A 25,346-nucleotide genomic window follows, 5' to 3' on the forward strand; every position below is an offset into this window, starting at 1 on the left:
AATCAGCGCGGGTTCGGTCGGTGCGCTCGGAGGAGGGCAGGGAGATCAAGCTTTTGCGGATGAAGCCGGGCTACGGAGAAGTCCTCCTCGCCGAGGGCGATCGTCGCTCGAGCGAGGATGCCGAGCGGCTCGCGCGCGAGTTCGAGCGCCAGATCGCCGAGGGCATGTGGGCGGCAGTGCCCCTGCGCGAGAACCGCACAGGCCGCCGCCGGGCCGTCCTCGTCAAGCACCTCGACGAGGTTCCCGACGACGCTGACACCGTCATCTTCATACCCCGTGCGCAAGGCGGCAGCCTTGCCATCGCCGGCACGGTCTCGACACGGTGACCGCCAGCCTCGCCATCCTCTCGATCGCGAGCGCCGCTCTCCTCCTGGCACTACTCGTCGACGCTGCTATCGCGAGAGCGCGGCCGCACAGTGCGAGCGGTCGCCGGCGTGCGCGGGGCGGGCGTCAGGGTGCTCCCGCCTCGCGGGGGGCACCCGCGGTAAGTCGCCGCGGGCCGGCGAGAGAGCACCCGGCGCTCGCGTCGGGCCCGGAAGTCGCTGCCACCCTCGCGGCGGCGAAAGCACACGAGCGTCCGCGGTTTGCGGGGCGCGCGCTCGACCCCGGTCGCGAGCTTCGCGCCGAGCGGCGGGCGCGGGAACTTTTGCGGTCGTGCGTGAGCGACGAGGAGTGGGAGATGTACCGGGACCTTGGTTTCTTGCGCGTGCCCGGCCGGCGGCGCAAACCGGGCGCGCCACGGTACGCCTACCTCGTCTACCCACGCAAGCCGATCGTCGCCTACTTCGTCGCGACCGGCGAACCGATTGCCGAGTACTGCGTCGAGTTTCCGGATATCGACGGTCGGCCCTTGCCTCCCTCTGACGACGTTCTCGCCAAGTGGATGGCGCTCACCTCCGACGAAGAGCTTTTGCTGCGGCGGGCGAACATGCACCTCGTCGGCCGCCACCACGACCCCGCGCGGTTGCGCCGCGATCTCTGGCGTCTCGCTAGCTGGGAGAAACGCCGTGCCCGCCGTGCCGCGCCCCGGCCGGGCGCTACGCGACCGTCGGCACCCGAGCGAGCGCCAGGTGCGAACGACTCACGCTCCCAGCGCGGCGGTCGACGAGCGAGCGACACGGCGTACTAGGCTGCCGAACGCTCGCGCCCGCGCCGCGGCGCTCCGCGCCGAGCGCAGGCGTCGAGCAGCCCGCGCTCCGCTCGCGGCGCCCGTCCAGCGATACCCCGAGGAGGTCAGCCGACAGAAATGAGCCGCGACCTGCGCCATCGCAGCCGCCACCTGCTCGACGGTCCCGACCGCGCGCCCGCGCGCGCCTATCTGAAAGGCATCGGGTTCGACGACGAGGCGCTGTCGCGACCGATCGTCGGCATCGCCAACACCTGGACGGAAACGATGCCCTGCAACTTCCACCTCCGCAGGCTCGCCGAGCGTGTCAAGGAAGGCGTCCGCGCCGCCGGTGGAACGCCGATGGAGTTCAACACGATCGCGATCTCGGACGGGATCACGATGGGCACCGAAGGTATGCGCGCCTCGCTCGTCAGCCGCGAGGTGATCGCCGACTCGATCGAGCTCGTCGGTGGCGCCCACATGTTCGACGCGATCGTGGCGTTGAGCGGCTGCGACAAAACCATCCCGGGCTGCGCGATGGCGCTCGCCCGGCTCGACGTTCCCGCTGTGCTTCTCTACGGCGGTTCGATCCGCCCGGGCACCTGGCGCGGACGCAAGGTCACCATCCAGGACGTCTTCGAGGCGGTCGGCGCCCACGCCGCCGGCGAGCTCGACGACGAGGAACTGCGCGATCTCGAAGCGCACGCTTCGCCCGGTCCGGGCGCATGCGGCGGTCAGTACACCGCCAACACAATGGCGGTCGCCTTCGAGGTGATGGGAATCTCGCCCCCCGGAAGCGCGATGGTGCCAGCGGTCGAAGGCCGCAAAGGCGATGTCGCTGAGCTTTGTGGGCGGCTCGCTGTCGAGGCGATCGAACGCGATCTGCGCCCAAGCCGCATCCTCACCCGCGAGGCGTTCGAAAACGCGATCGCGTCGGTCGCTCTTACCGGCGGCTCGACCAACGCCGTCCTTCACCTGTTGGCGCTCGCGCGCGAAGCTGGGATCGCGCTGTCGCTCGACGACTTCGACCGCATCGCCCAACGCACACCGCTGCTTGGCGATCTCAAGCCCGGCGGCGCCTACGTCGCCACCGACCTCTACGAAGCCGGCGGGGTCCCGCTCGTCCTCAAGCGCCTGCTCGAGCTCGGCCTCCTCCACGAGGGCGTGCCCACCCTCGACGGCCGCACGATCGGCGACGTCGCACGCAGCGCCGAAGAGAAGCCCGGTCAACGGGTGATCCGGCCGGTCGACGATCCGATCAAGCCGAACGGGGGCTTCGCCGTGCTGCGCGGCAACCTCGCGCCCGAGGGTTGCGTCGTCAAGCTCGCCGGTCACGACCGTCTCGAACACCGCGGTCCGGCCCGCGTGTTCGACTCCGAGGAGGACGCGTTCGCAGCGGTCAAAGCGAAGCGGATCGCACCCGGCGATGTCGTCGTGATCCGCAACGAGGGGCCGGCCGGCGGCCCCGGGATGCGCGAAATGCTGGCCGTAACCGCGGCGATCGTCGGCGAAGGGCTAGGCGACTCGGTCGCCCTGCTCACGGACGGCCGTTTCTCGGGGGCAACGCACGGGTTCATGGCCTGTCACGTCGCCCCCGAAGCGGTGCGCGGCGGTCCGATCGCCGCGCTCCGCGACGGCGACACGGTCGTCTTCGACGTGCCGAACCGCGAGCTGCGCGTGGAACTCGACGACGCCGAGATCGCGCGCCGCCTCGCCGACTACGCGCCCCCGCAGCGACAGCTGCGGGGGGTGCTCGCGAAATACGCCCACCTTGTCGGTTCCGCCTCCGAGGGGGCGATCACCAGAGTTCCCGAGCGCGCGCTCTAGAGGCGCTCAGCTAGCGCTCGCAGCGGTCGTCGGTGTGCACCAGGCGCGCTCAGCTGGCGCTTGCAGCGGTCGTCGGTGTGTGCTCCTGGGCGTCGACCCGCGCGACGAAGTCGTGCAAGAGGCGGTTGAACGTGCGTGGCCGCTCGAGCTGAGCGACATGGCCGGTGCGGGGGAGGATCACCTTCTCGGTGTTCGCGATGCGGCTCGCCCACACGTCTGCGTCGCGCACCGGGATCACACGATCGTCCTTGCCCCACACGACGAGCGTCGGGACGGCGATCTCGGGCAGGCGCTCGCGCAGGTCGTAGCCGACCGTCGCCCGTAGCGCCGGAGCGAATCCCGGCTTGCCGGCGCCCTTGATCAAACCTTCGCAAGCGAGGTCGGCGTCGAGGCGCTGGGGGTAACGCGCCACGAGCGCCAAGCCGAGAGCGCGTGCCCGCCGCCGACGAGCTACGTGGCGGTGGAAGCGCCCACCGTAGACGCCGACCAAGCGCACGACGGTTCCCACCGCGACCGCCGGCCACACCTTCACCGTCGCGCTCGACACGCCGGCGGGCGAGACGAGCACCAGGCCCTGCACGCGCCCGGGCTCACGGAGCGCGAGCTCGGCTGCGATCAGGCCACCCATCGAGTTCCCGCAGACCACGTAGCGATCGAAGCCGAGCGCCGCGCAAAGGCGCGCCACCACGCTCGCGTAGTAGGGGATCGAGACGGTGCCGTTCGCGGGCAGCGGCGAGCGTCCGAAACCGGGTAGGTCGAGGGCCACCGCGGGACGCTCGAGGGCCGTCGCCGGCAAGTTCTCGAGCCAGTTCTGCCACTGGCCGGAAAGCCCATGGACGAACACCACGGGAACCGCGCCATCCCGACGCTGCGGAGGATCGAGACGCACATAGTTCACGGGCGTGCGCCCGATGCGCACGCGGGCGAGATGGCGGGCCCAATCGACGGTGCGCCAGTTGGGCTCGGCTGTGAGACCGTAGTCGTCAGGTCCGCGCACGACGCCGCCGTCGCTCACAGGTCCGCCCTCCTTAACGGTTGACACGCGCTGTAAAGCTATCGCCTCGTGCAGCAAGTGGGCGGCGCACGACCTACCCGCACCGCTGCCGGCCGACGACAAGGCAGTGGCTCTGGCGCCGGTTAGATCCCGATCTTGGCACCGACTTGGTGGCTTCTCCCTAGGGTGTCGCAGCGGATGCGGATCGCTCTCGACATCGACTCGACCCTCCACGACTACTGGACCGTGCTGGCGCGGATCGCGCGTGCGCGCTACGGAATCGATCTCCGCTACGAGGAGCAGCGCGACTGGCACATTCCCGCACTCGCCGGCGACGCGCTCGTGCACTGTGTCGAGGAGAGCCACTCCGACGAGAACATCCTCGCTGCCGAGCCCTATCCGGGTGCCGTCGAGACAGTCCGCGCTTGGAAGGAACGTGGTCACTGGATCCACGTCACTAGCCACCGCCGCCCGACCGCGGCCGAGGCCACCGCGCGCTGGCTCGCCCGCATCGGCCTGCCCTACGACGACCTCCACTGCTCGTTCGACAAGGTTTCGCGCTGTGTCGAGCTCGGCATCGATCTGCTTGTCGACGACAGCCCTGTGAACCTTGTGCGGGCGCATGCCGCCGGTATTCGCGTTGCGACGATCCTCCACCCTTGGAACGAGGAGGTCGTAGCCGAGCACGGGTTCACCGCCGCACGCGACTGGGCCGAGTTGCGCGCGAAGCTCGAGCCGCTGCTCGAGCCCTAGTCCGCGGTGGTCCGTGTGCGCCGGCGCGCGGGCATGCGAGAATCGCCGTGATGCCGCGCAGCGAAGTCGACGGCCGAGCGCCCGCGCGCCGCCGCCCGGTGGTTCCGGCAGAGAAGCTCCCGACCCGCCTGCCTGCGGCTGCGCATAGGTTTCTCCCGGGCATCGAGCCAGCGCGCGATGTCGACGATTGGGGGCGCTCGCAGCGGCTCGAGCAATTTTTCGACGACACGCTCGGCGATCTGCTCTACGACCTGTGGTTTCGCGTCGAGGCGAGCAACGTCGACCTTCTGCCCAGCGGTGGAGCCCTCCTTTTGAGCCATCGCGCGGGATCGCTCGCGCCACACGCGGCGATGCTGTCGCGCATCGTGCGGGAACGGTTCGGCCCGTCGCGGCGTTTGTACGTGCTGCACGAGCCCGATCTGCGCGCGGTTCCCGCGCTCGGCGCGATCCTTTCGCGCTTCGGCTGCGTTCCTGCCCAGCGCGCCAACGTCGAGCGCCTGCTTGTCGACGAGGGCGCGTTCGTCCTCGCCTTCCCGGAACCGGTGGCGGCAGCCCACAAGCCGCTCGCGCGGCGCTACCGCCTGGCCCGCTTCACCGAGGTCGACGCGCTCGCCACCGCTCGTGCCGCAGGAGTTCCGGTGCTCGGCGCGGCTGTGCTCGGGGTTGAGGAGGCGAACCCGACGATCCTCGCACGGCCACGCCTTCCCGCGCCGCTGCGATCGGTGCGGCGCCGTGTCGGGCGACTCTCCCGCCGCTTTCCCGCCGCTGTGCGTGCGCTCGGGCGTCTGCCCCTCGTGCAGATGGCCTTTCTACCCGCCAAGATGCGCGTCGAGTTCGTCGCTGTTCCCGACCCGGGTGTCGCGCTCGCGACGCGTGACTACGCCGAGCTGGTGCGCGCCGCGATCGAGCAGCGCCTTGCCGACATGCTGGCACGAAGACATTCGGTTTGGACGGGATAGCCCGCGAGCGATCGGTCAAACTCGAAGGGGTCTAGGAGGTCCAGGTCGTGAGCTCGCGGCGCGTACTCGTCACCGGTTTGTCCAGCTACTGGGGTGGGCGCCTGGCGCAGGCGCTGGAGCGCCACCCCGCGATCGAGGCGATCGTCGGCGTCGATGTCGAGGAGCCGCACGTCGAGCTCGAGCGCACCGAGTTCGTTCAGGTGGGAGCCGACCACGCGCTGCTGCGGCGGATCGTCGAAGCGGCGCGCATCGACACCGTCGTCGACACGCGGTTGATCGTCGACTCGTGGGGTGTGAGCGCCGGCGAGCTCCACGACCAGAACGTCGCCGGGACAATGAACATCCTCGCCGCCTGTTCGGGCCCCGGGTCGCCCGTGCGCAGGCTCGTGTTCAAGTCGTCGGCGCACTACTACGGATGCCACCAGGACGATCCCGCCTTCTTCGACGAAGGAATGCCGCGCACCCATCCGCCCGAGACCACCCTCGAGCGCGAGATCCTCGAGGCCGAGGCGTCGGTCGCCGATTTCGCCGAGCAACGTCCCGACGTACGGGTGGCGCTCTTGCGCTGCACGATGGTTCTCGGTCCCGACATCGACACCTCGCACGCGCGGCTGTTTTCGCTGCCTGTGGTGCCGATGATCCTGGGTTTCGACCCGCGCTACCAGTTCGTGCACCAAGACGACGTTGTGCGGGCGCTCGAGCACGCGACGGTCAACGATCTCCATGGCATCTACAACGTCGCCGCCGACGGTGTCCTTGTGCTCAGCGAGGTCGCGGGTCTGTTGGGCAAGCTGCCCGTCCCGATCCTGCCGCCGTGGGGCACGTCCCTTGCGACGACGCTGCTGCGCCGCCTCGGTGTGCCCGTGACGCCGGAGATGCTGCGCCTGTTGCGTTTCGGGCGCGGCCTCGACAACCGACGGCTCAAAGCGACTGGCTTCCACTACCGCTACACGTCGCGCGAGACCGTGCTGAAGTTCGCCGAGCACCTCCGCCTGCACCCGATCGTCCGCGCGATGCAGGAGCCTTACCGCTACGAGCGGGCGGTCGAGGAGTTCTTGCGCTGGAGCCCCTACGTCAAGCGCCCGCACGGTCCCGAGGAACAGCTGCGCGCGCGGATCGCCGCGCTCGAGACGACCGTGGGCGAGCTCGAGCGCCGGTTGCGGGCCGGTGCCTCGCCGGCGGGCGGGGCGCGCCGCAGGCGCAGAAGGGAGGCCGACCCAGAAGGGGCCGACGACAAGGCGCCTGTAGGAAAGGCGTCGGTCGCTGTCGAAGACGGCGAGCGGTGACGAGCGGCGGAAAGCGCGGGTACGGCAGTATTTCGGAGGAGGATCACCCGCGCCGTTCCGACCGAGGCGGCCTGCGCCGCCCGGGCGGTGGCGTGCCGAGCCGTGCGCTCGGACGAGCCGTGCTGGCGGCAGCCGTCGGCACTCTCTTGCTCCTCGTCGGGATCGCCTACGCCTACGACCGCCACAGTCGCGACACGATTGCCACAGGTGTGCGTGTGGCCGGGGTGGACCTGGGTGGGCTCGACCGGTCCGACGCGGCAGTGCGGCTGCGCGCCCGCACGGCCACTGTCCGCCCGCGGATCGTCTTGACCCTGGGAGCGCAGCGCATCGTCGTCGACGCGCGCCGCGACCTGCGCTGGCGCCCGGACGTCGGGGCGATGGTGAGCGACGCGCTCGCGCGCAGCCGAAGCGGTGGTGTCGCGGGGCGCTTGTGGCGCGCGGTGCGCGGGGCGCGCGTTGACGCCGACCTTCCGCTGCGCGCCGCGTGGTCACAAAGCGCTGTCGACCGGACGGTGCGACGCGTAGCCGAGCGTTTCGATGTCGCTCCGCGCGATGCCGAGCTCGTCTTTCCGTCGCTCGCTCGCATCCCGCACCGCGACGGCCGCACGGTCCGACGGCGGGAGCTTGTGCGCGCGATCGACGACGCCCTCGCCCGCGGCCGTGTCGTCGCGCGGATCGCGGTGCCGGTGCGCGTGCGCAAGGCGCGCACGACGCTCACCGACCTGCCGAACCGCTGGCCACTTTTGATCGTCGTCGACCGATCGGCGTTCACCCTGCGCCTCTACGACCACCTTCGACTCGTGCGCAGTTACCCGGTCGCGATCGGCGCGGTCGGCTACGACACTCCGACCGGCCTGTACCGCATCCAGAGCAAGGCGGTGAACCCCGCCTGGCACGTTCCCCGGCGCCCCTGGGCTGGCGACCTTGCCGGCAAGGTGATTCCGCCCGGTCCCGACAACCCGATCAAGGCGCGCTGGCTCGGTTTCTACGACGGAGCCGGCATCCACGGCACCGACGCCGTCAGCTCGATCGGCAGCCGCGCATCGCACGGCTGCGTGCGCATGCGCATCCCCGACGTGATCGATCTCTACGACCGGGTTCCGGTGGGAACCCCGATCTACATCGGTGGCTGAGCGGCTCGACGAGCGCTGGACCGCGTTGCTGGCGCGCTTCGACCGCGACCTCGCCGCCGCCGGCGTCAGCGGCCGCACGCGCCGCGAGTACCTGCGCGACGTCGGCGAGCTGGCGGCGTGGGCAGCACGGAGAGGGCTCGCGGCGTACGACCTCGACCACCGCAAGCTGCGCGCGTTCGCCGGCCACCTCGCCGAACGGCGGCTCGCGCGCAGCTCGCTAGCGCGCAAGCTGTCGGCGGTCCGCAGCTTCTACGCCACGCTCGTCCGCCGCGACGAGCTGCGCGCGAATCCCGCCGAGCTTGTGCCCGCACCGAAACGACGTCCCTCGCTCCCGCGTGCGCTCCCGCGCGGACAGGTCGAACGCCTCCTCGATGCCGCACCGGCCGGCGGGCCGCTGGCGTTGCGCGACCGCGCGCTGTTCGAGCTGGCTTACGGCGCCGGCCTGCGCGTGGGGGAGCTTGTGGCCCTCGACGTCGACGCGATCGACTTCGACCGCGAGCAGCTGCGCGTAGAGGGCAAGGGGGGGCGCACCCGGATCGTGCCGGTAGGCGAGGTAGCGCAGCGTGCGCTGCGCTCCTGGCTCGACCGGGGCCGTCCGCAGCTTGTGGCCGATCGACGCGAACGGGCTTTGTTCGTCTCGCAGCGCGGCAAGCGGCTCTCGCCCAGCGACGTTCGTCGCCGGCTGGCGCAAGCGGCGCGCCGCGTTGGGATCGCCGTGACACCACACGCGCTTCGCCACTCCTACGCCACTCATCTCCTCGAGGGCGGTGCCGATCTCCGGGTCGTGCAGGAACTTCTCGGCCACGCCTCGATCCGTACCACTCAGATCTACACTCGGTTAGAGTCGGCACGCTTGCGTGACGCGTACCGGCGCGCTCACCCCCGGGCCTGACCCTTCTTCTCGGACACCGAGACACACGTTGGAGACAAACCTCAAGGAGATCGAGCTTCGCGAGCTCTGGCGCCGCTACAAGGAGCACGGCGACGAGCAGGCGCGCGAGCGTTTGGTCCTCGCCTATGCGCCGCTCGTCAAGTACGTGGCTGGCCGCATGGCCAGCGGACTACCCGCGCACGTCGAAGAAGCCGACCTGATCAGCTACGGGCTTCTCGGTCTCATCGCGGCGATCGAGCGCTACGAGCCCGAGCGCGAGATCAAGTTCGAAACCTTCGCGATCACCCGCATCAAGGGCTCGATCATCGACGAGCTGCGGTCGCTCGACTGGGTTCCGCGCTCGGTGCGGGCCCGTGCTCGCGAGATCGAACGGGTCAACGCCAAGCTCGAGAACCAGCTTCAGCGACCGCCGACCGACCAAGAAATGGCGGACGCGCTCGGCATTAGCGTCGAAGAGTTCCAGGAGTCGCTGCTGCAGATCTCGAACTCGTCGATCGTCGCTCTCGACGAGCTGTGGACGGTGTCGGACTCCTCGGGCGACCAGGTCTCCCTGCTCGACACGCTCCAGGACCCGAGCGCGGTCGACCCAGCGCAGGAGATGGACACCGCCGAGATGAGGGACCGTCTGGCCGAAGCCATCTCCCGCCTACCCGAGCGCGAGAAGCTGGTGATCGCGCTCTACTACTACTACGAGAACCTGACGCTGCGCGAGATCGGCGAGGTCCTCGGGGTCACCGAGTCGCGCGTCTCGCAGCTCCACACCAAGGCGGTGCTGCGCCTCAAGTCTCGCTTGCAGGGCGAGAGCGAGCACGACGACTGACCGCTACCGGCTCCGCTACCGGGCGGCGCGCCGCTGTCGCGCCGCCCGATCGTCGTGTGTTCGTGCAGCGAGCGCCCGTGCTGACTAGGCTCAACTCGAGGGAGTGAGCTTGCGGTCCGCGGCCGCCGGTCGGCGGCGCGGGAAAGGAGGAGGCGTGGTGCTCGAGGACCCGCGGCGGATTCGCAACGTCGCGCTCGTTGGCCACCGGGGCAGCGGCAAAACGTCGCTTGCCGAAGCCTTGCTCTACGAGGCCGGTGCGACCGAGCGGCTGGGCTCGGTGGACGAGGGCACGACGGTCTGCGACTCGCAGCCCGACGAGCGGGCGCGGGGGATGTCGATCTCGGCGGCGCTCGCGCAGTTCCGCTGGCGCGGCCACAAGATCAACCTGATCGACACGCCCGGCGAACCGAGTTTCGTGGCCGATGCGCTAGCCGCGCTGCGGGTCTGCGAGACCGCGGTGTTCGTGGTGAACGCCGTGATGGGTGTCGAGGTGACGACCGAGCGGCTGTGGCACCATGCCGAGGAGCTCGGCCTCGCTCGCCTCGTCTTCGTGAACATGCTCGACCGCGAGCGCGCCGACTTCGAACGCGTGCTCGACGAGCTCAAGGAGCGTTTCGGTGCCCACGTCGTCGCCACCGAGATCCCGATCGGTAGCGAGCACGATTTCGGCGGCGTTATCGATCTGATCGACATGCGCGCGTTCGTAGCCACCTCGCAGGAGCGGGGGGCTACGCGCGAGGAGGCGATCCCCGATCAGCTGCGCGATCGCGCCGAGAACTACCGCGAACGGCTGATGGACGAGGTCGCGGAGATCTCGGACGAGCTGATGGAGCGCTACCTGGAGGGGGAGGAGATATCCCACGACGAGATCGTCGCCGCGCTCGAACAGGGCGTCAGCGCCGGACGTATCTTCCCCGTCGCTCTCGGTGCCGCGACGCGCAACATCGGCACGGCACGTCTGCTCGACGCGCTCGTCGAAGACCTGCCCTCGCCGGCCGAGAAGGCTCCGCCCGAGCCAGTCGCGGGGGCGCCGCTCGCCGGGCGTGACGACGTTCCGGCCACCGCCTTCGTGTTCAAGACGCTCGCCGATCCCTATGCGGGAACCCTGAACCTGCTGCGCGTCTTCGACGGCACGCTCGAGTCCGAGAGCCAGCTCCTCAACTCGCGCACAGGGCGCCGCGAGCGCGTCGGACAGCTCCTCGAGCTGCTCGGCAAGAACGCCGAGCCTGCCGACCGTGTCGGTCCCGGCGATATCGCCGCGGTGGCGAAGCTCAAGGACACCCACGTCGGCGACGTGCTCACCGCCCGCAGCGAGCCCGTCGTGATCACGATGCCGCCGCTGCCCCGCCCGGTCATGGCGTTCGCTGTCGAGCCGCACTCGCGCGCCGACGAGGACAAGGTCACGGGCGCGCTGGCACGCCTCTGCGAGGAGGACCCCACGCTCGACGTCCACCGCGACGAGCAGACCGGCGAGCTGATCGTGGCGGGGCTCACGCCGATGCACGTGGAGGTGGTGGTCGGTCGCCTCAAGGAGCGCTTCGGCGTCGAGGTCGATCTGAAACCTCCGCGCGTTCCCTATCGCGAGACGATCACGCGCACGGCACGCGCCCACGCGCGCCACAAGAAGCAGACCGGTGGCCGCGGTCAGTTCGCCGACTGCCACATCGTGATCGAGCCGCTCGGTGCCGACGGCGGTTTCGAGTTCGTCGACGAGATCCGCGGCGGTGTGATCCCGTCGCAGTTCATCCCGGCGGTCGAGAAGGGTGTCCGCGAGGCGATGCGCGCCGGCGTGGTAGCCGGCTATCCGGTGCAGGGCGTGCGCGTGCGCGTCGTCGACGGCAAGCACCATCCTGTCGACTCGTCGGAGATCGCTTTCAAGATCGCCGGCTCGATGGCCTTCAAGCAGGCGATGGCGGAGGCGGGTCCGGTGCTGCTCGAGCCGATCATGGCGGTTTCGATCACGGTGCCCGAAGCGTGCGTCGGCGACGTGATCGGCGACCTCAACGCGCGCCGCGGTCGACCTTTGGGGATGGAGCCGCGCGCGGGCACGACCGAAATTCGTGCCGAGGTGCCGATGGCGGAGATGCTCAACTACGGCGCCGATCTGCGCTCGCTCACCGGTGGGCGGGGCGACTATGCGATGGACCTGGCTCGCTATGAGCAGGTGCCCGCCCAGATCGCGCGTCGCATCGCCGCGGCCCAGGAGACGCAGGCGGTGCCTGCTCAAGCCCGCTAGTGCGGCCATCCCGCCGCACGCCGAGCGTCGGACGGCATCGCGCCGCGGCGCCCGTATCATCAGCGCCCGATGGAACGCGACCTGCGACCCGCCGACGACTACGCCCGTTGTGCGCTGTGCGGGCGCACGATCCTGAAGGGCGAGCGGGTCGAGCGCTACCTGCGCGAGCCGGTGCAGGGGGCAGCGGTCGAGACGGTCTGCGAGCTCTGTCACTCCCGTGCGCGCGCCTACGGCTGGGTTCGCGCCGACGACATCGCTGATCTGCCGTTGCCACCGGCAGGAAGGACGCGCGGCCGCCGCACCTGGTTGCGCCGGCTTTTCGCTCGCCGGCGCGGCGGCGTGAGCGGCGAGGCGGCGCACGAGCTCGGCGCGGGAGTGCCGGCGCCGGACGCGCCAGCCCCTGCGCCCGCTGCGAGCGGCGCCACGAACGGCAGCAACGCCACGGACGCCAATGGCAGTGCGGCGGCGCACCCTACGACCGGTAGTTCCGTGAGTGTCGGGCAGGGCGGTGTGACCGTGAGCCACGGGCCGCGCCAGCGCGCCCTGCGCGGCGAGGGCGAGCACCGCCACGTGCGGGCCGTTCCGGCGGCCGAACCAGCGCGGATCGAGCGCGCTCTCGAGCTGTTCGCGGCGAGCGACCACTGCCGCACGATGGCGGGCATCGCGCGGGCGCTCGGCGAGGCGCAGGTGGCTGCGGTCGCGAGCGCGAGCTCGCCGGCGCTGGTCGATGTGGTGGTCGCGTGGGAACTTTCGTGGTATCGCTTTCGCATCGACCTCGGTAGCGAGCGGGATCCCGTAGAGCTCGTTGAACGAGGCGACGAGATCAGCGAACTGCCCACCGAGCTGCGAGCGTGGAACGCCTCGCTCGACGCTGCGGGGAACGTCTTCGCCGCTGCCTAGGTCGAGCGGATCGCGAGGCGACCGCATTCCGTCCCCACTCGAGAACCCAGCCAGCGATCAGGAGCGCAAGCGAACGATGCCGATCTACTGCGTCGTGCCTCGTCAACTCGCCGACCAGCTGTACGACAGGCTGGTCGAGTACTACCGCGACGACCCCAACGTCGAGGTGATCGTCGATCGCCGCCGTGGCGGCGAGCCGGGCCCCAAGCCGTCCGACCGGGGTCGGCGGCGGCGGCGCGTACCGGGCACGTTCCCGCCGATCGACGTTCCCGGCGCCCGCTCGTGACGGCGGGCGCGGAGGCGCGCGGTCGCACGGCCGCCGCTGCGCAGCACACGTCGGCCGGGTCGCCGGCGCTGGTCGTCAAGTTCGACGGCGGCGCCCGCGGCAACCCGGGGCCAGCGGCGGCCGCCGCTGTCGCCTTCACGCCCAACGGGCAACGTGTCGCCGAGCGGGCGGCGACGCTCGGCCACGCGACCAACAACGTCGCCGAGTACCGCGGTCTGCTGCTCGGGCTCGACCTGGCCCGCGAGCTGGGCGCGCGCGAGGTCGAGTTGGTGTGCGACTCGGAGCTCGTCGCCAAGCAGCTGCGCGGCGAGTACCGGGTCAAGAACCCCAGGCTGCGCCCGCTGTGGGAGGAGGCCCACCGGCGCCTGCGTGCGTTCGATCGCTGGACGGTCCGCTCCGTTCCTCGCGCCGAGAACAGCGAACCCGACGCACTCCTCAACCGCGCTCTCGACGCTTCCCGGGAAGGTTCTTCGCACAGCTAGTGCCCAATCTCGCCAAGGGTCGCGCGCGACCTCGCCCGCGACATCCGACTGATAGCGTTCGCTGCGATGCGTTTTTCGAGCTTTAGTGCCCGCACCGTCGTCGTCGCTCTCCTTCCCGCCCTCGCTGCGTTCGCAGCTGCCTGCGGCAAGTCCGAGGAGGAAAAAGCCCGCGAGAACGTGGACGCGTGGTTGCAAGCCGTTGTCGACGGCGACGCGAAGCGCTACTGCGAGCTGCTAGCCGAGCGATCGAAGCGACCGTTCGAACGCCAGGGTGGCTGCGAGAAGGTCGCGAAACAGGTCTTCGACTCGCCCGCCGGACGCTTCACCAGCGGTGTCGCCAACGTTCTCGCCAAGGCCGAGAAGAAGGATGTGACTGTCGACGGCGACACCGGTCGTGCCCGCATCGTGTTCGAAAGCGGCGGCCAGACACGTGACGTGACGCTCGAGCTGCGCAAGGAAGACGGCAAGTGGCGTGTGCTGTCGGCGCCAGCGGCGACCACCAACACGGGTGGCTCTACCGGCTCCAATAGCGGCTCCTCGTCGACTACCGGTCCCGGTACGGCCGGTACCGCGACGACCGGAACCACGGGCACTGGGACGACACGCTGAGGCCGCGTGTGGCCCCCTACCGGCTCGGCCGCTTCGCGGCGCGTTCCCGTCGATCCCCGTCGTCGACCAGGAGCTGCGCTGACGTGCGCGGGTGGGAAGGCGCTACCGCTGCGCTTGTCGCCTCGGGCGGCTCCAGCTAGGAGTGCGGCAGTGCCGGACACTGTGTCCGCTTCCCTGGCCGTGCGCGGCGGAAGGGACGAAAGCAATAGGAGCGGATACGAGAGGAGAGCGGCTGAGGGGACTCGAACCCCCGACCTTCTGCATGGCAAGCAGACGCTCTAGCCAACTGAGCTACAGCCGCGTGTGGCGCGCATTATAGCCCCGTAGCCCTGCGTCTCCCGACGCTAGATTTCGGTCTCGCGGCGCCGTGGCGGAGTGGCTACGCAAGGGCCTGCAAAGCCCTGGACCCGGGTTCGATTCCCGGCGGCGCCTCTTGGTCGTGCGCGGCCGCTCCATGAGACCGGCTCGGCAAGTCCGGGCATCGGGCGAGCGGCTCGCCCAGTGCCACGCACCGCCGCGCTCGACCGCCTAGGATCGCGAGTGCGAGCGAGAGGAGGGAGGAGCGATGGCGACAAGCCCGCTGCGCGCCGATGAGCTCGAGCGCGAGCTCGAGCAGCTCTTGAGGCGCGACGTGTTTCCACCGCCCCAGGAGTTCCGTGCAGGCGCGATGGTGCGTGACGACACGCCATGGCGCGAGGCCGAGCGTGACCCTGTGAGCTGGTGGGAGCGCCAGGCGCGCGAACTGCTCGAGTGGAGCGAGCCGTGGCAGCGTGCTCTCGACGACTCGAACCCGCCCTTCTACCGCTGGTTCGTCGGTGGCCGGCTGAACGCCTGTTACAACGCGCTCGATCGCCACGTGGCGGCCGGTCGCGGCGACCGTGTCGCCTTCCACTGGCGTGGCGAGGAAGGTGAGGAGCGCGATGTCACCTACGCCGAGCTCTTGCACGACGTCGAGCGGCTGGCGACGGTGCTCCGCGAGCGCGGGATCGCTCCCGGCGATGTCGTCGGCATCTACCTGCCGATGATCCCCGAGGTGGCCGTCGCGATGCTCGCCTGCGCACGCATCGGCGCGGTCCACAACGTGGTGTTCGGCGGCTTCTCGGTCGAGGCGCTGCGCGACCGCCTGCACTTCTCGGAAGCGAAGGCTCTGATCTGCGCTGACGGTGCGCGCCGCAAGGGGCGCAAGGTCGCCGTCAAGGCAGCGGTCGACCGCATTCTCGACGACCTGCCCGCGCTGCAAACGGTGATCTGCGTGCGCCACACGGGCGATGCGGCGCCGATGCGTCCGGACCGTGACCTGTGGTGGCACGAGGCGCTGCGCGCAGCGGGGCCCACCCCGGCCGAGCCGCTTGACGCCGAGCACCCGCTCTTCGTTCTCTACACGTCCGGCTCGACAGCTAAGCCCAAGGGAGTCCTGCACACCACCGGCGGCTACCTCACCGGTGTCGCCTGGACCCAACGGCACGTCTTCGACCTGCGCGACGACGACGTCTACTGGTGCACCGCCGACGTCGGCTGGGTCACGGGGCACTCCTACATTGTCTACGGGCCGCTCTTGGCGGGAGCGACCTCGGTGATGTTCGAGGGGGCGCCCGACTATCCCGACAAGGACATCTGGTGGGAGATCTGCGCGCGCTACGGCGTGACGATCTTCTACACCGCGCCTACCGCTATTCGCACCTGCATCAAGTGGGGCGTCGAGTACCCGTTGCGTCACGATCTCTCGTCGCTGCGCCTGCTCGGCAGCGTCGGCGAGCCGATCAACCCGAAGGCGTGGCTGTGGTACTGGCGGGTGATAGGCGGTGGGCGCTGCCCGATCGTCGACACCTGGTGGCAGACCGAGACCGGCCACATCCTGATCGCTCCACTGCCAGGGGTGACGCCGCTCAAGCCCGGGTCGGCGACCCGTCCCCTGCCGGGAATCGACGCTGCCGTCGTCGACGACGCCGGGCGCGAGGTCGAGCCGGGTCAGCAGGGGTATCTCGTCCTGCGCCGACCCTGGCCCGGAATGCTGCGCACGCTGTACAAGGATCCTGACCGGTTCGTCGAGACTTACTTCTCGCGCTTCGGGCGCGAGACGTACTTCGTCGGCGACGCCGCTCGCCGCGACGAGGACGGCTACTTCTGGGTCGTCGGGCGCGTCGACGATGTCGTCAACGTCTCCGGCCACCGCCTGTCGACCGCCGAGGTAGAGTCGGCGATCGTCGCCCATCCCAAGGTCGCCGAGGCCGCTGTGATCGGGCAGGCCGACGAGCGCACCGGCCAGGCGATATGCGCGTTCGTGACGGTGGAGGCGGGCGTCGAGCCCGACGAGCGTCTCGCCGATGAGATCCGTGCCGGCGTCGCCGAGCGGATCGGCAAGCTCGCGCGCCCGGCGCGGATCATCTGGGCGAACGACCTGCCGAAGACACGGTCGGGCAAGATCATGCGCCGGCTGTTGCGCGACATCGCCGAGGGGCGAGCGCTCGGCGACGTGACGACGCTGCGCGACCCGGCGGTGGTCAAGCAGCTCGAAGCCAAGGTACGCGAGCTGCGGGCGGTCGACAGCGGCTAGCAACCGCCCGACACCCTCGGGAGCGGCCAGCCCGGCCGGTCCGCGGGGCTGGCCACGCGATCGCGAAGTCGCGGGGTGCATGCCCGCCGCAGCCTCACTCTCTTTCTGTCAGCGTTGCTATTCTCGCGCCTCGCGGGGGCCGTTAGCTCAGCTGGGAGAGCGCCGGCTCGACAAGCCGGAGGTCGCTGGTTCGAGCCCAGCACGGCCCACTTCTGCGAGGGAATGCTGCGACGGGCCTTGTGCCCGCGAGGCGGGACTTTCGTCGCCCGGTCTTGACATCTCTCTCTCTCTCGTTTATTGATTTGCGCCGCAAGGTTCAGTTCTGGTTTAGAGGAGGTTTTCGGTGATGGTTTCTCGCTCGCGTGCGGTTTGTGTTGCGGTGTGTGTGTCGGTGGTTGCCGCTGGCGGGTTCGCGGCGCAGGCGGGGGCTGGCACCGAGGCTTCGGGTGTGACGCCGGCGGGGGCGGTGTCGGAGCTTCGGGCGGCGGCGCCGGAGGTTTTGGCGCAGGCGCCGCGGGTTGAGGTTGGTGGAGAGACTTTTGATCCTGCGCTTCGCCGAGAAGGTTCGGGTTTCACGCTTGAGGGCGCTGGGGTTGATGCGCGGGTGTCTGGGAGCGCTGGGGGCGGGTTTGCGCTTGAGGGTGAGGGCGAGAGCCCGGATCTTGTGGTGAGGCCGCAGGGTGTCGACCCGGGCGCTGACCCGGGGGTGCGGGCTGGTGACGCGGTTGTTTTCGCGAACACCCAGCCGGGCGCGGACCAGGTGGTGAAGGCGAGCGCGCTTGGTTTGGAGACGTTCGTGCAGATCCGCGGGCCCGAGTCCCCCACCGATTACAGCTACACCGTCGATCTGCGGGGGGAGGGGCAGCGGCTTGTTTTGCTCGACTCGGGGGCGGTCGCTATCGTCGACCCCGATGGCGACGCGGTGGCGGTCGCATCCCCACCGCAGGCCCATGACGCGAACGGAAACCCTGTGCCTGTGACAGCGAGCGTTAGCGGCAGCACCCTCACCCTGCATGTGCCCCACACCGCGGGTGATTGGGCATACCCGATCGTCGTGGACCCGTTCTGGGGGTGGGTGAAGGGCGCTGCGCGGTTTGCGGGGAGGTTGCTTGTCCCGGCTGCGCGTGCGTATCTGTGTGTCGATTCCGTGGCGGGCTTTGTTAGGCGTCCGTCGGTCAAGCGGGGAGCGCAAGCTGTCGTGCTGTGCTTGCTGTAGGGGCTGTGTAGGCACCCTGGGTTGTGGGACGGTTTGGCTGCGATGGGTCGCGCTCGACGATTGGGTGGCAGCGAAACCGTTTTTGGAGGTTGGCGCGCGCTGGGGTCGTTGGGGGTCGTGCGGTCTCTTATAGAGGTTGTGGTGTTTTTTGCCGCGGCGGTGGCGGTGCTCTACGTGGGTATCGTCGAGTTGGAGGGGTTGGTGGGGCTGGTGTTGTGTGCCTTGGCCGCCTTGGCGCTTTTGGGGAGGGCGATGTTTGGCGCGGCTGAGGTTGTCCTTTGGCGGAAAGCTCGGGTGGGGCGAAGGAGCGGTGCCCCTGAGGGCGGGATGGTTGCCCCAGTCGTCGGTGCGGGTCGGTGGATGAGGCGCTCGCTGCGGGGCGCGGCTGTTGCGCTGTTTGTCTCTGCGCTGTATGTGGGTACGAGTGGGCACGATCGGCCGTCTCGACTGGTGTTGTTGTTGGCGCTGAGTGTGGGAGCAGCGGATTGCGTTTTGGGCGTGCGCGACGCGCTGTCGCGAAGTAGTTAGGGCGATGCATGGACCGCACAGGGTGAGTAGCGGGATTGGATGTTGTAACAGCGCTGCGCTGTGAGGCAACCCCCACGTCTGCCGGCAGGGGGCGTACCCCATCGTCGTGACCCAATGGCGGGGGTAGGTGAAGAGGCTGTTGCACGATGCGTCGGGCTGTGTGGTGTATGCGGTTGCGGCGGCTGGGGGCATGAAGGCGCTCGGGTGGTTCGGGCCCTGGGGTAGGGCGGTTGCTGCCGCCGCTGCTGCCTCTTAGTACGCCTGGACGAGGTACAGGACACTCGATCGGCTCGTCGCTCGCTTCCGGTTCGCTGCGGTCGGGCTTGTGCTCCCCGTGTTGGTGCACGTGGTGGCGGGTGCTCCGCCGCTCGTGGCCGGCTCGCTAGGGTTGCTCGCCGGTTGGACGGTTGAGTGGGTGGTGGCTGCGCGGGACGGGGTGTCGTACCTGTCGGTAAAGAGAGGAAGTGTGAGGGGTGTCGAGCGGCTGTTTGCGGACGCCCTCGCTATGTGTGGTCTGGTCGCTCCGGTCTTAGTGAGGGGGTCTCTGGCCCGATCGGGAGTGGACTCGTTTACAGCGTTGTAGGGAGGTCTCGCGCTGATTACTGTTGTAGGCGCGCGCGCCCAATATGCTCTCGGCGAGGGTCGGCCGAGTGGTACGGGTGGTACGCACAGAGAGCTCGGACAACGACCTTCGTGACAGCTACCCCAGCGTGAACCTCAGCTCTGTCGCCACTGTTGAGTCACTGAGCAGCCGTGGGAATGTTTCGTCTTGCCAGGAGAGCCACCGGCAACAACCTCACACTGCACCTGCCCCACACCACCGGTGACTCGGCATAACCGATGTTCGTGGACCCAAAGCGGCTGCGCAAGGTGAGAAGAGGAGCATGCGCATGCGCTGCTTGGGGTATTAAGTGAGGCACGTTGCGGCGGTGGATGGGCTGGAGCAGCGCTTGTTTGCGGCAGCGGGATACCCGGCAGTTTGAAGCCCCTTTAGGGATCAGGCACTGTATCGAAGTGATCGCAAGTGTAGATTTTATCGGGCTTCACTAGGAAGGGTCACACAGTGCTTACCTGAAACAAATAGTTTACTGATCGTAGTCTTAATCGTCACGCCCCTGCGTCTGGCTGACGTGCTCGGGCAGGGCTCTAAGCTGCAAGACGTACAACTCGACCCCGGCGAAAGCTGCGCCGAGCGCAGCTCGCCGCCCCCGCCCTTGCCGAAGATCCCGCCGATCAAGCTCGCCGTAGCGATCAGGTCGGTGACCTTCCACGGTTCCGGACCGAGCGGCCGCCCAATCGCCGCGTATTCAGCTGGCAACTTGCGCAGCGGGTCGAGCCGCGCCTCGTCGATGTACGCGTTGATGCCGGCGACGTAGGCGCGGGCGTCCTCCTGTAGGCGCCGCCCAGCGTCGCGGTAGAGGTCGTCGCCGAGCTCGAACTGCCGCTCTAGATCCGCCTCGGTGTACGGGGCGTTACGCCACTGCTCGCGATCGAGCTCGCGGTTGCCGAGCGAACCCCCGACTAACGAGCTGAGCTGTGCGCGCCCCGCGTGACGCAATACGTCCATCACGAAGAGACGGTCCTCGGCAGCCACATAGCCGAGCCCGAACATCGCGGCGGCGCGGGTGCGAGCGTAGACGCGCGGCACGCCGAAGTGGCGGTCGCGCACGACGGTGACGTCTGGGCGCGGGTTGTAGACGCGCTCTGCCTCTCCTCGGCGCACGCCGAAGCTCGCGTCTTTGAAGTAGCGCTCGAGCTGGCTTGCGGTGAGGCCCGGAACGGCGTAGACGAGGTCGCCGTACATCGCCAGTTGGTGGTCGTAGTGGGGCGGGCGCGGTGCTCCCTCGCAACCTTGCGGACCGTTCGGCGGGCAGGCCAGCAGGAAGGGGGCGAGAGCGGGGGCGGGAGCCACCCCGTTCTGGCCCGGCGGCAAGACGTTGCGAAAGCCGCCGCCGTCGTTGGCGCGGTAGGGCGCGGGATGGGCAGCGCGAGCTGGCGCGCCGCTCACCGCTAGCGCCGCCACTAGCGTGCAAGCCAAAGTGACCCGCACGCGCGTGCGTGTGCGACGGTTGCTTCTCACCCCTGCCCGCGGCCACAGGCCGCGCGGCGCCTATAACCGCAGACGAGGCGCGGGGGAGGAGAGGTGGCGAACGGCGGCTGCGGCCTCTGATAGCGTCGCGACGCGAGAGCGAGACCTCCCAGCGATGCCGATCTTCAAACGCTCCGCCCACAGCGCGCGCGACACCGAGCTGTTCGACCTGCTCGAATCGGCTGCCGCCAACGTCAAGCGCGCGGCGGCGCTGCTCGAGGAGCTGCTCGGCAGCTTCCCGGACGCGCAGGAGCTCGCCCGCGCGATCCTGCTCTGCGAGCAAGAGGGCGATCGCATATCGCACACGATCTACCGGCACGTGGCGCAGTCGCCCCCGGGCGCGATCGACCGCCACGACGCCCACGCTCTCGCCGCGGCTCTCGACGACGTCGTCGACTATGTCGAAGAGGTCGCCGATTTCCTCGGTCTCTACAAGATCGAAGCGCCGATGGAGCAAGCGCAGCAGCTGGCGACTACCTTGCGCCAAGCGTGCGACGTGATCGAGCGTGCGCTGCCGAAACTGCGTAGCGGCGACGACTACTCGCACGAGACGGTCGAGATCAACCGGCTCGAAAACGACGGCGACCGGATCGTGCGCGAGGCGCTCGCGGCTTTGTTCGAAGGCGGTATCGACCCGATGGTGGTGATCCGCTGGAAGGACCTTTACGAGCGCCTCGAGGCGGCGATCGACGCCACCGAGCGGGTCGCGAACATCCTCGATGGCATCGCTCTTAAACAGCGCTGAACCGCTGTCGCGCGGCGGCGCGTCACCCGACCAGAGCGCGCAGGCAGCGCTCGCGGTCGTCGCCGTCGTTCCACGCGCCGACCGACACCCGCACAAGCCCACGACCGGGAATCTCGCGCACGACGACGCCGCGCGCGGCGAGCTCCGCGACCGCTGCCGCGGCGCGTTCGCTCGCCACGCTGACGAGCGTTGAGCGACCACGGGGTGCCACGCGCAGACCGCGTTCTCGCGCCCCAGCAGCGAAAGCGTCGGCGGCATCGCACGCCGCCTGCGCGATCTTCGCGCGACCCACCCTCTCGAGCTCGTCGAGTGCTGCCAGCGCCCAGGCGAGCAGAGGCGGGGCCGGGTCGACGGTGTCGAAACGGCGCGCATCGCGGTGCCAGCGGCGCGCTAAAGGCTCCACGGTGTCAGCGAGCGACTCGTAGCTCGGCCACGGCGGCTCGAGTTCGCGGACGAGCTCGCCGCGCACGTACAGGAAACCGAGCCCGTTCGGGCCGCACAGCCACTTCTGTGCCGGCGCAGCGTAGAAGTCGCAGGCAAGCGCCCGCACGTCCACCGCGATCGCGCCGAGCGCCTGGGCGCCGTCGTAGAGCAGCGGCACGCCGGTCGCCGCCAGGTCGGCGACCGGGGCGACCGCGCCGCTCACCCAGGACACGTGCGAGCAAGCGACGAGACGGGTGCGTGGTCCAACGGCGTTCGCGAGCTCGCGCAGGGGCGCGGTGCGAACTCTCACCCCGCGCGTGGCGGCAAGGCGCGCAAGGGGGGCGAGCAGGCCCGGGTGCTCCTCGTCGGAGGTCACGACCTCGTCGCCGGCGCGCAGCGGCAGGGCGGCGAGAGCGATGTTGATGCCGTCGGTCGTCGAACGCGTCAGCGCGACCTCGTCGGGAGCTGCACCGAGCCACTCGGCTGCCCGTGCGCGCAGGCGCGCTGCCGGTGCGCTCACCCAGCGCTCGAAGTAGGCCGCGCCCGAGCGCCCCGCCACCGTGGCGGCGTGGAGCGCCTCGCGCGCGGCGAGCTCGGCGGAAGCGGGAACCGGACCGTTCGTGCCCGTGTTGAGATAGGCGACGCCGCGCGCGAACACCGGGAAGCGTGCGCGCAACGCGGCAACACCGGTGCTCCACGTGTCGACCGGCGGCACGAGCGGTGATACTACGGCTCCCGTGATCGTCGAGCGCTCACTCCATCCCGACTGGTTGTCGTGCACCTACCTCGTCGCCCCCGCGGCCGACGGGCCGGCGCTCCTGATCGACGCTGGCGGCCCTGTCGAACCGCTCGTGCGGGCGCGCGAACGCCACCGGCTCGACGTGGTCGCGGCGCTTCTCACGCACCACCACCACGATCACGTTGCGGCGCTCGACGATCTGCGCGCCGCGCTCGGTTTCGAGCGCGCGCTCGCCCACCCGCTAGAAGCGGCGCGGATCGGCGGCGTCGAGGCGCTCAAGCCCGGCCGCCACGAACTTGCCGGCATCGCCTTCGGCGCGCTCCACATTCCTGGCCACACCGACGGCATGCTCGCGTTCGTCGTCGACGGGGCGGCGTTCTGCGGCGACACGCTGTTTCGCGGCTCGGTGGGCGGGGTGCGCGCGCCGGGCGCGAGCGGCTACGACGACCTGCGCCGCTCGATCCTCGAGGTGTTGCTCGTCCTTCCTCCAGACACTCGTCTCTACCCTGGCCACAGCGACCCCACGACCGTCGCCGAGGAGCGCGAACACAACCCGTTCGTGCGCGTGTGGCTAGGGAAGGATCGGCCCGACGGACGGCGCTGCCGCGTAGCCGGCGAGGAAGCCGAGCTCGTCGTTCTCGCTCGCGACTACGACGGCGGCTACAAGGCGTGGGTGCGGCTCGGTCAGGAGCGGCGTGACGAGATCGTCCCGGGCAGCATCGTGGAAATCGAGGCGTGACGGTTAACGAGGGATGACGGTCTACCTGCCCGACGGCGCGGCGCTCGAGCTCGCCGACGGCGCGACTGGCGCCGACGCAGCGCGAGCGATCGGGGCCGGCCTTGCGCGCGCTGCACTTGCTGTCCGTGTCGAACGCGCGGGCCGGCGGTTCGTGCAGGACCTAGCCCAACCGCTCGCGGATGGCGACCGCATCGAAATCCTCACCGAGCGCAGCCGCGAGGACGGCATCGGGCCGTTGTGGCTGATCCGCCACGACGCCGCTCACGTTCTCGCCGAAGCGGTGCTCGAGCTGTGGCCCGGGACGAAGGTCGCGATCGGGCCTCCGATCGACGACGGCTTCTACTACGACTTCGAGTTTCCGGCCGGTGTCTCGGTGTCGGTCGAGGATCTGCCGGCGATCGAGGAGCGGATGCGCGCGCACATCGAGGCCGATGAGAGGTTCGAGCGCATCGAGCTGCCAGCCGCGGAAGCCCGGGCGCTGTTCGAGCGCGAAGGGCAGCCGTACAAGGTCGAGCTGATCGACGATCTGGTGCGCGACCAGGGGGTCGAAACGGTGTCGCTCTATCGCAACGGCCCGTTCCTCGACCTCTGCCGCGGACCGCACGGGCCGTCGACGGGGCGAATCGGTGCGTTCAAGCTGACCGCCGTCGCCGGTGCCTACTGGCGCGGCGACGCGGGCCGCCAACAGCTCACACGCATCTACGGCACTGCCTTCTTCCGCAAGCGCGACCTCGACCGCCACCTCGAACTGATCGAACTCGCGAAGGCGCGCGACCACCGCCGGCTCGGACGCGAGCTGGGTCTATTCATGCTCTCGGAGCTGTCGCCCGGATCGACTTTCTGGCTACCGCGGGGCACCGCGCTCTGGAACGAGCTGACCCGTCTCTGGCGCGAGGAGAACCAGCGCCGCGGCTACCTCGAGGTGCGCACCCCGATCCTCTACGACGTCGAGCTGTGGAAGCGCTCCGGCCACTGGGACAAGTTCCGCGAGAACATGTACTTCACCGAGGTCGAGGGTCGGGCGATGGGGCTCAAGCCGATGAACTGCCCGGCGCACATCCAGATCTACCGCCGCGAGCGCCGCTCCTACCGCGACCTGCCGCTGCGGTTGGCCGAGCAGGGGCTTGTGCACCGTCACGAGCCGGGCGGGACGCTGCACGGGCTGTTGCGCGTGCGGCACATAACCCAGGACGACGCCCACATCTTCTGTCGTCACGAGCAAGTTCGCGACGAGGTGCTGGGCTGTCTGGCGTTCGCGTTCGATCTCTACGAGCTGTTTGGCTTCGAGCCGCGCGCCCACCTATCGACCCGTCCCGAGCAGCGGATCGGTAGCGACGAGCTGTGGGATCAGGCAGAGGCGGCGTTACGTTCGGCGCTCGAGGCGCAGGGGCTCGACTACAAGGTCGATCCTGGCGAGGGCACGTTCTACGGCCCGAAGATCGATCTGCACATGACCGACGCTCTCGGTCGCAGCTGGCAGCTCGGCACGATCCAGCTCGACTACCAGATGCCGGAACGCTTCGACCTCACCTACGTCGGCGAAGACAACGCCGAACACCGGCCGGTGATGATTCACCGCGCGCTGATGGGGTCGTTCGAGCGCTTCATCGGCATCCTGATCGAGCACTACGGCGGCCACTTTCCGTTCTGGCTAGCGCCGCTGCAGGTCGCGGTGCTGCCGATCGCCGACCGTCACGTTCCCTACGCGCGCGAGGTCGCCGCGCAGCTGGCGGGCGCCAGCCTGCGTGTCGAAGTCGACGAGCGCAGCGAGTCGGTGCGGCGCAAGATCCGCGACGCCGAGCTCGCGAAGGTGCCCTACATGCTCGTCGTCGGCGACGAGGAGGAGCGCCAGCGCACAGTGGCGGTCAGACGCCGCGGTCGTGGCGACGCCGGCTCGGTCGAGCTCGCTGCGTTCGTTCGCGAGCGCGCCGACGCCTACGCCCGTCGTGCGCGCGACTAGCTGCGCCGGTGCGGCCCGCGACCGGAATGCGCGCGACGGGCGTACCACCGGCGCTGCGCGCGGTTATA

At 69.6% G+C, this 25,346-nt stretch carries 22 protein-coding genes and 3 tRNA genes; 21 read left to right on the plus strand and 4 right to left on the minus strand.

Annotated features, from left to right (window positions below):
• Positions 1 to 20 precede the first annotated feature (20 nt).
• The 3 genes from JDY09_RS04095 (at position 21) to ilvD (ending at position 2,935) form a co-directional block, all read left to right on the plus strand.
• The gene (locus JDY09_RS04095; protein WP_274717783.1) at positions 21 to 326 is read left to right on the plus strand and encodes a hypothetical protein; all 306 of its coding nucleotides are present in this window, start codon (positions 21 to 23) and stop codon (positions 324 to 326) included.
• Positions 323 to 1,129, plus strand: coding sequence for a hypothetical protein (locus JDY09_RS04100; RefSeq protein WP_274717784.1), 807 nt, complete (start codon positions 323 to 325; stop codon positions 1,127 to 1,129). Before JDY09_RS04095 ends, JDY09_RS04100 begins: the two co-directional genes overlap by 4 nt.
• Before the next feature lie 117 nt (positions 1,130 to 1,246).
• Positions 1,247 to 2,935, plus strand: coding sequence for a dihydroxy-acid dehydratase (ilvD, locus tag JDY09_RS04105; RefSeq protein ID WP_274717785.1), 1,689 nt, complete (start codon positions 1,247 to 1,249; stop codon positions 2,933 to 2,935).
• A gap of 49 nt (positions 2,936 to 2,984) precedes the next feature.
• Here ilvD and JDY09_RS04110 read toward each other — a convergent pair whose 3' ends face one another.
• On the minus strand, positions 2,985 to 3,950 hold the full coding sequence (locus JDY09_RS04110; protein ID WP_274717786.1) for an alpha/beta fold hydrolase: 966 nt from the start codon (positions 3,948 to 3,950) through the stop codon (positions 2,985 to 2,987).
• Between the two features lie 177 nt (positions 3,951 to 4,127).
• On the opposite strand from JDY09_RS04110, the gene JDY09_RS04115 reads away from it, so the two are divergent.
• The 11 genes from JDY09_RS04115 (at position 4,128) to JDY09_RS04165 (ending at position 14,285) form a co-directional block, all read left to right on the plus strand.
• On the plus strand, positions 4,128 to 4,682 hold the full coding sequence (locus tag JDY09_RS04115; protein ID WP_274717787.1) for a 5' nucleotidase, NT5C type: 555 nt from the start codon (positions 4,128 to 4,130) through the stop codon (positions 4,680 to 4,682).
• 50 nt (positions 4,683 to 4,732) lie between these two features.
• Entirely contained in the window at positions 4,733 to 5,641 is a 909-nt protein-coding gene (locus JDY09_RS04120) for a hypothetical protein (protein ID WP_274717788.1), read from the plus strand.
• A gap of 47 nt (positions 5,642 to 5,688) precedes the next feature.
• Entirely contained in the window at positions 5,689 to 6,927 is a 1,239-nt protein-coding gene (locus JDY09_RS04125) for an NAD-dependent epimerase/dehydratase family protein (RefSeq protein ID WP_274717789.1), read from the plus strand.
• A 119-nt stretch (positions 6,928 to 7,046) separates the two neighbouring features.
• Positions 7,047 to 8,060: a L,D-transpeptidase family protein gene (locus JDY09_RS04130; protein WP_274717790.1), complete on the plus strand. Its 1,014-nt coding sequence runs from the start codon at positions 7,047 to 7,049 to the stop codon at positions 8,058 to 8,060.
• Positions 8,053 to 8,952: a tyrosine recombinase XerC gene (locus JDY09_RS04135; protein WP_274717791.1), complete on the plus strand. Its 900-nt coding sequence runs from the start codon at positions 8,053 to 8,055 to the stop codon at positions 8,950 to 8,952. The genes JDY09_RS04130 and JDY09_RS04135 overlap by 8 nt, the downstream gene beginning before the upstream one ends.
• A 28-nt stretch (positions 8,953 to 8,980) precedes the next feature.
• Positions 8,981 to 9,772 carry an RNA polymerase sigma factor WhiG gene (gene whiG, locus JDY09_RS04140; protein ID WP_274717792.1) on the plus strand — a complete coding sequence of 264 codons (792 nt, stop codon included), beginning with the start codon at positions 8,981 to 8,983 and terminating at the stop codon, positions 9,770 to 9,772.
• Positions 9,773 to 9,929: 157 nt separating this feature from the next.
• Positions 9,930 to 12,008 (plus strand): elongation factor G, encoded by a 2,079-nt coding sequence (gene fusA / locus JDY09_RS04145; protein ID WP_274717793.1) that lies wholly within the window; start codon positions 9,930 to 9,932, stop codon positions 12,006 to 12,008.
• Between the two features lie 69 nt (positions 12,009 to 12,077).
• On the plus strand, positions 12,078 to 12,908 hold the full coding sequence (locus JDY09_RS04150) for a hypothetical protein (RefSeq protein ID WP_274717794.1): 831 nt from the start codon (positions 12,078 to 12,080) through the stop codon (positions 12,906 to 12,908).
• A 76-nt stretch (positions 12,909 to 12,984) separates the two neighbouring features.
• Positions 12,985 to 13,194 (plus strand): hypothetical protein, encoded by a 210-nt coding sequence (locus JDY09_RS04155; RefSeq protein WP_274717795.1) that lies wholly within the window; start codon positions 12,985 to 12,987, stop codon positions 13,192 to 13,194.
• A complete protein-coding gene (locus JDY09_RS04160; RefSeq protein ID WP_274717796.1) occupies positions 13,191 to 13,676 on the plus strand; it encodes a ribonuclease HI family protein in 486 nt (161 codons plus the stop codon). The genes JDY09_RS04155 and JDY09_RS04160 overlap by 4 nt, the downstream gene beginning before the upstream one ends.
• Positions 13,677 to 13,742: 66 nt before the next feature.
• Positions 13,743 to 14,285 (plus strand): nuclear transport factor 2 family protein, encoded by a 543-nt coding sequence (locus JDY09_RS04165; RefSeq protein WP_274717797.1) that lies wholly within the window; start codon positions 13,743 to 13,745, stop codon positions 14,283 to 14,285.
• 227 nt (positions 14,286 to 14,512) lie between these two features.
• Here the strand turns inward: JDY09_RS04165 and JDY09_RS04170 are convergent.
• Positions 14,513 to 14,586 (minus strand) — tRNA-Gly (locus JDY09_RS04170).
• Positions 14,587 to 14,646: 60 nt separating this feature from the next.
• Here JDY09_RS04170 and JDY09_RS04175 point away from each other — a divergent pair.
• The 4 genes from JDY09_RS04175 (at position 14,647) to JDY09_RS04190 (ending at position 18,055) form a co-directional block, all read left to right on the plus strand.
• Positions 14,647 to 14,717, plus strand: a tRNA-Cys gene (locus tag JDY09_RS04175).
• Positions 14,718 to 14,850: 133 nt separating this feature from the next.
• The gene (gene acs, locus JDY09_RS04180) at positions 14,851 to 16,839 is read left to right on the plus strand and encodes an acetate--CoA ligase (RefSeq protein ID WP_274717798.1); all 1,989 of its coding nucleotides are present in this window, start codon (positions 14,851 to 14,853) and stop codon (positions 16,837 to 16,839) included.
• Between the two features lie 136 nt (positions 16,840 to 16,975).
• Positions 16,976 to 17,048 (plus strand) — tRNA-Val (locus JDY09_RS04185).
• 395 nt (positions 17,049 to 17,443) lie between these two features.
• Complete coding sequence (locus tag JDY09_RS04190; RefSeq protein ID WP_274717799.1) at positions 17,444 to 18,055, plus strand: hypothetical protein; 612 nt, start codon at positions 17,444 to 17,446, stop codon at positions 18,053 to 18,055.
• Positions 18,056 to 19,616: 1,561 nt separating this feature from the next.
• Here the strand turns inward: JDY09_RS04190 and JDY09_RS04195 are convergent.
• A complete protein-coding gene (locus tag JDY09_RS04195; RefSeq protein WP_274717800.1) occupies positions 19,617 to 20,633 on the minus strand; it encodes a penicillin acylase family protein in 1,017 nt (338 codons plus the stop codon).
• Positions 20,634 to 20,787: 154 nt separating this feature from the next.
• Between JDY09_RS04195 and JDY09_RS04200 the strand changes: the two genes are divergently transcribed.
• Positions 20,788 to 21,417 (plus strand): DUF47 domain-containing protein, encoded by a 630-nt coding sequence (locus JDY09_RS04200; protein ID WP_274717801.1) that lies wholly within the window; start codon positions 20,788 to 20,790, stop codon positions 21,415 to 21,417.
• 22 nt (positions 21,418 to 21,439) lie between these two features.
• Here JDY09_RS04200 and JDY09_RS04205 read toward each other — a convergent pair whose 3' ends face one another.
• A complete protein-coding gene (locus JDY09_RS04205; RefSeq protein ID WP_274717802.1) occupies positions 21,440 to 22,555 on the minus strand; it encodes an aminotransferase class V-fold PLP-dependent enzyme in 1,116 nt (371 codons plus the stop codon).
• 22 nt (positions 22,556 to 22,577) lie between these two features.
• Here JDY09_RS04205 and JDY09_RS04210 point away from each other — a divergent pair, with 22 nt between their 5' ends.
• Both JDY09_RS04210 and thrS read left to right on the plus strand, forming a co-directional pair.
• Positions 22,578 to 23,318: an MBL fold metallo-hydrolase gene (locus JDY09_RS04210; protein ID WP_274717803.1), complete on the plus strand. Its 741-nt coding sequence runs from the start codon at positions 22,578 to 22,580 to the stop codon at positions 23,316 to 23,318.
• Between the two features lie 13 nt (positions 23,319 to 23,331).
• Positions 23,332 to 25,278, plus strand: a complete 1,947-nt coding sequence (gene thrS / locus JDY09_RS04215) for a threonine--tRNA ligase (RefSeq protein ID WP_274717804.1) — start codon at positions 23,332 to 23,334, stop codon at positions 25,276 to 25,278.
• Positions 25,279 to 25,346: the final 68 nt, after the last annotated feature.

It is taken from the genome of Thermoleophilum album (assembly GCF_028867705.1).
GTDB lineage: Bacteria > Actinomycetota > Thermoleophilia > Solirubrobacterales > Thermoleophilaceae > Thermoleophilum.

What these genes read in the sequence shown, in the direction of transcription:
- ilvD (WP_274717785.1), top strand. Translation starts at nt 1,247, where the DNA reads ATGAGCCGCGACCTGCGCCATCGCAGCCGCCACCTGCTCGACGGTCCC.
- JDY09_RS04115 (WP_274717787.1), top strand. Translation starts at nt 4,128, where the DNA reads ATGCGGATCGCTCTCGACATCGACTCGACCCTCCACGACTACTGGACC.
- JDY09_RS04120 (WP_274717788.1), top strand. Translation starts at nt 4,733, where the DNA reads ATGCCGCGCAGCGAAGTCGACGGCCGAGCGCCCGCGCGCCGCCGCCCG.
- JDY09_RS04150 (WP_274717794.1), top strand. Translation starts at nt 12,078, where the DNA reads ATGGAACGCGACCTGCGACCCGCCGACGACTACGCCCGTTGTGCGCTG.
- JDY09_RS04155 (WP_274717795.1), top strand. Translation starts at nt 12,985, where the DNA reads ATGCCGATCTACTGCGTCGTGCCTCGTCAACTCGCCGACCAGCTGTAC.
- JDY09_RS04165 (WP_274717797.1), top strand. Translation starts at nt 13,743, where the DNA reads ATGCGTTTTTCGAGCTTTAGTGCCCGCACCGTCGTCGTCGCTCTCCTT.
- acs (WP_274717798.1), top strand. Translation starts at nt 14,851, where the DNA reads ATGGCGACAAGCCCGCTGCGCGCCGATGAGCTCGAGCGCGAGCTCGAG.
- JDY09_RS04200 (WP_274717801.1), top strand. Translation starts at nt 20,788, where the DNA reads ATGCCGATCTTCAAACGCTCCGCCCACAGCGCGCGCGACACCGAGCTG.
- thrS (WP_274717804.1), top strand. Translation starts at nt 23,332, where the DNA reads ATGACGGTCTACCTGCCCGACGGCGCGGCGCTCGAGCTCGCCGACGGC.